The following is a 2,194-nucleotide window of genomic DNA, read 5'->3' on the forward strand; positions in this document are numbered from 1 at the left end:
CGGTGTGGCGGAAGGTGGAGAGGATGACTCGGCCGGGGCCGGGTTGGATGTCGGGGTTGGGGTTGATCGCCGTGATCAGGGCTTCGTTGTGCGCATCGGCGACCGGGATGTCCATCAAGGTGCGCTTGCCGACGCGGACGTTGTTCCGCTTCAGCCAGATATCGGGCTTGAGCGTCGTCAGCTCCAACACGTCTCCGTCGCGTTTGAAGACTTTGGCGGTCACCGCGACGTACTGGGACCAGTCGGGTTCTAACAAACACGCATCGTCGCGTTCGATCAGCGGGTTCTCGCCCAACACCCGCTGGCCGACACGCAGCTGTTCGATCGGTATGGTGGCCGATGTCTGGTCGGGGTCGCTCGAGGGGATGTGCACCGGCGTGCCGGCGACGAAACACTTGACCGTCAACGCCCCGATCGTGCCGCCGATCATCTGACCGTAGAACGCGTACTGCAGACTGGTGCTGAAGTCTTGCCCGGTCAGCTGTCCATAGGCAAATCCGATCCCCGCGCCGCCGGCGTCCTGCGCCATCGCTCGGGCGGCATACAGGATCGACCCGCCGCGACCGGTCGCCGCGACTCCGGTCCCCGCGATCCCGCCGATCAGGCTGCCGAGCATGTAGCCTTCCGCGCCCGACAGTCCGAGCGCATCGGCGCCTGCGTAACCGATCACGCCGCCGGCGAGGCCTCCCACCGCTCCGATCGGATCGAGCCAACCGAACGTCGCCCCGAGTGCGATCTCGGCGAATCCGGCCCCCTGACCACTCAGTTCGCCTTGGATATAGACATCGATCGCTCCGGCCCACATGCCCGCGACCAGCGGCAATGCCGTCCCGCCACTGGCGATCAACGCCGCCGCCGAACCGACCACCAACGCGCCGGTCGCCACAACCACTTCGACGTCGATGTTGCTGAGCGTGGCTGCGACGGCGTTCGTTTGACCGGCATACGTCAGCGCGCCACCGATCTGAAACAGTCCGTTTTGAATCGCCAGGTTACCAACGTCGATCAACAAGTGATTGGTCGCGTCGGCGAGCTGTGTTCCGACCGCGCTGGCCACGCCGCTGGCGCTCGCCCCGACATCGGACGCGAACGACAGCAACGATCCGCCGAGCGAGCTTAACCACTGAGGCGACGAGACCTGAATCGACGAAACGGCACTGTCCAGCTGCGACAAGTACGGTGAAGCGGCGTCGTAGGCGGCGTCGAACAGTCCGCTCGCATACTCCATCAACTCCCCAAGGGCACTGTTGCTAAACGCCTGTTGGGCTTCCGGGACCGGTTCTAATCCGTAGGTGAACGTGCCGAAGGATTCGTTGTGGACGAGCACAAAATGGTCGGTGCCGGGCAAGCGGACGTGGTAGTTGTGATGCTCGGCGACACAAAAGTTGAAAACGGGAACGGGCGGGGACGCAGCGCGTGTGATCGCGGTGATGGTGAGGGAAACGTTGTCTGCGGTGGTGAGTTGGTCGCCGGGGGTGAGGTCGGCGGCGAGTTTCCAAGTTGCTGCGGGGGAGTTGCAAGTTTCAGGTTTCAGGTTCCAAGTTGCTGATTGGGAGTTGCAAGTTTCAGGTTTCAGGTTCCAAGTTGTTGCGCGGGAGTTGCAAGTTTCAGGTTTCAGGTTCCAAGTTGTTGCGCGGGACTGCGGGGACGCGGTGGGGCGGTTGATGACGTAGAAGGGGTGGCCGGCGGTCGTGGCGAGTTTCGTGTCGCCGATGTGGACGTGCAGCAGTTGTTGCGGGGCGTTGTGGTAGGTTTCGGTGACTGTGCCGGGTGCGGTGGAGAGGCGAGCGTGGGAGACCCTCCCCTCGCTTCGCTCGACCCTCCTGTGCACGGGAGGGTGACTTTGATGGGAGACCTTCGCGTGCGCGGGAGGATGACTTTGGTGTGAATGATCTGGTTGGGGGCGGGAGGCGACGAGGTCGCCGGGGGCAATGGCTTCGATCGGCTTGGTGCGGCCGTCGGCGAGGAGGATTTCGGTTCCGGCCGGAAAACAATATTGCTCGATCGCCTGGGCCCCTTGGTTGGCGTAGCCGGCGATGATCGAACTGCCGGACCATTCGCTGCCGACGGTCACGCCGGCGACGCCCGTGGACTGGACGTCGCGGAATGCGGCAGCGGCCAACGTTTCGGTCGGCGCGGTGGCGGAAAAGTCGATTGCGGACGCGGAGACTTCGCTGAGCGATTCGGCCGCTCC

1 protein-coding gene is annotated in these 2,194 nt (G+C 63.9%); it reads right to left on the reverse strand.

Translation table 11 applies throughout. From position 1 onward, the window contains the following. Positions 1-2,194 (reverse strand): hypothetical protein (locus ABX749_RS30445; RefSeq protein ID WP_372899346.1); only part of this gene is annotated, 2,194 nt, incomplete at both ends.

The organism is Stieleria sp. (assembly GCF_041595215.1).
In the GTDB taxonomy this organism is placed as follows: Bacteria; Planctomycetota; Planctomycetia; order Pirellulales; family Pirellulaceae; genus Stieleria; species Stieleria magnilauensis.